At 43.1% G+C, this 2,006-nt stretch carries 3 protein-coding genes; all 3 read right to left on the reverse strand.

All coding sequences use genetic code 11. From position 1 onward, the window contains the following. Positions 1–222: 222 nt before the first annotated feature. Positions 223–879 carry a nucleotidyl transferase AbiEii/AbiGii toxin family protein gene (locus tag LZ23_RS11775; protein WP_045214433.1) on the reverse strand — a complete coding sequence of 219 codons (657 nt, stop codon included), beginning with the start codon at positions 877–879 and terminating at the stop codon, positions 223–225. Continuing rightward, on the reverse strand, positions 867–1,181 hold the full coding sequence (locus LZ23_RS11780; protein WP_045214435.1) for a hypothetical protein: 315 nt from the start codon (positions 1,179–1,181) through the stop codon (positions 867–869). The genes LZ23_RS11775 and LZ23_RS11780 overlap by 13 nt, the downstream gene beginning before the upstream one ends. A gap of 150 nt (positions 1,182–1,331) precedes the next feature. Beyond that, positions 1,332–2,006, reverse strand: a 675-nt coding sequence (locus LZ23_RS11785) for a PD-(D/E)XK nuclease domain-containing protein (protein WP_045214436.1), incomplete at its 5' end; no start/stop codon positions are given.

The raw sequence follows: 2,006 nt of genomic DNA on the forward strand, positions 1-2,006 counted from the left end.
GATTCAATGTCCGGGACTGATTATAATGTTCTGATGCCTGCTTGAAAAGGGCGGGGTATGCGGGGTACGTTAAAACTCAAAACGTAAAGAAAAAAATGCGGGGTGGGGCGGGGTATTGCGGGGTACTGGCAACATAACTAAACTGGCAACATAATGTCCCCGATTTAACTCATCTTTTTTTGAAATTTTGAATGGATAGTGTGCTTGAAGATTGAAATGACACTAAAGGCCATCTCTCTGCCAACCGGTAATATCCCTGACCATTGAGTTATATTCCTGCTTCATTTTAGCAACAAAATCTCTGCTCACGACATGGACCATTTCAATCAGCTCAAATGGGAAAGAGTTTAAACGAAAATATAGCGTTTCAGGATCTATGACACACTTTTTTGCAGCATGGGCAATGGTCTTTGACCAGTCTGGCAAATGACGGACATTAATTGAATACAGATCAAAAACATCCTTGGGATCATCCCGACCAAGAACCGCGCAGATTTTATTCGCGGAGATATTCTGGATATTGTCCAACATGATACCTGATTTATGACGGATATTTTTTCCAACCCTGAACACTCTGTCATTCACGAGGTCAATCTTAAGTTCGTCCTCGGCAATTATTCTTACAAAGTCCCTTGTATCAACAATAGGTTCAAACCTGACTCCAGCGTCCTTCAATGCCATAAAGATGCTGCGTGTATCCTGGCGGAACAAGGTGTTGTCGCTGCTGAACAGATCCAGATCAACAGAGTAGCGATCCTCATGATAAAATCTATGCAGACAGGTACCTCCTGTAAGATAAAATCCTGTTTCCACAGAATAAACCAGTTCAAGCACCTTGTCCTGCAATGAGTATAATGAACTTACATCTATCTTTTCCATTGCAGCTCCGGCACAAGATCATAGTTGCCCGAGATATTGGCAGCCACCAGACGGACCCTTTGATTATTGTCTGAAATTCTCAAATATCTTTGAAGCATCGGATGCAAATCCTTTTTCGGGAAAAGGATTGACAGATGTCTGGAAGGATAACGGCTGTTTTCAATGATCTTGGAAAAAAGAAAATAATTAAATCCAGGGTCATTAGATTCCAGTTTGGCAAGGATATCCTGGGGCGACAGGATGTAATCTCCCCAGAAACATTCCCTGACCACCTGGGTTGCTGATTGCAGCTTACTGTTCATAATCTAATCGACAAAAGGTTAGCGAAAATATTTGCAATTTATTTCTTTGCTCCCACGTTCTTATCTTCTATTCTCTTCTTCTATCCCAGCATTCCAGCATTCCAGCATTCCAGTATTTCTTCTATCTTATTCTTCTATTCCAGCATTTCTTCATCTCTTTTCCCACTCAAAACCCACAATATTCCGGTCCTGGTTAGAGAACTCCACGCCTATGAGATAAACTTCCTGGCCTGCATACTTTTCTGCGTATCCTCTGGCTTTAATCTGCTCCAGAGGCTTGCCCTCACCCGCAAGCTCCACCACCTTGAATTCAATGATATATACCCGGTCCTGAAAACGAATTGACAAGTCCAGCCGCCCCTTGTTGGTGGGATCTTCAGGGTGAACATTTAAACCCAAGGCAGCAAAATAGCAGTACACAACCGAGGCATAATAACCTTCATACCTGGATAATTGATTCTTTCGATACCAGTCGCTGGGGATGGAGGCAAAAAAGGCATGAAAAATATCGCGCAGGCTGTCAAGATCATTGGCAAGCAGGGCATCATAGGCTGAAAACTTGGCATTTTCAGCTTCTGCCAGTGAACCCACCAGGTATGTAAGTAGGGAATCAGCCAGGCTTTGTCTGACCTCAAGGTTTGGATACCCTAAGGTAAACCGCTTACCCCCGACTATTTGCTGTGAAGATTTTATGGTCAGGTATCCGGTCTGAAAGAGCAGGGTCTCAATCTCAACATGCTCAATATCAAAACTGCCCATAAGCTTTTCACTTGCCTGAATAGACTCCAGAGAAGGAACTAAGTACCTTCTGGAATGCAGCATCTT

Origin of the sequence: Desulfonatronovibrio magnus, from assembly GCF_000934755.1 — a bacterium.
In the GTDB taxonomy this organism is placed as follows: Bacteria; Desulfobacterota; Desulfovibrionia; order Desulfovibrionales; family Desulfonatronovibrionaceae; genus Desulfonatronovibrio; species Desulfonatronovibrio magnus.

Coding starts and splice junctions, on each gene's coding strand:
- LZ23_RS11775 (WP_045214433.1), bottom strand. CDS start 879: ATGGAAAAGATAGATGTAAGTTCATTATACTCATTGCAGGACAAGGTG.
- LZ23_RS11780 (WP_045214435.1), bottom strand. CDS start 1,181: ATGAACAGTAAGCTGCAATCAGCAACCCAGGTGGTCAGGGAATGTTTC.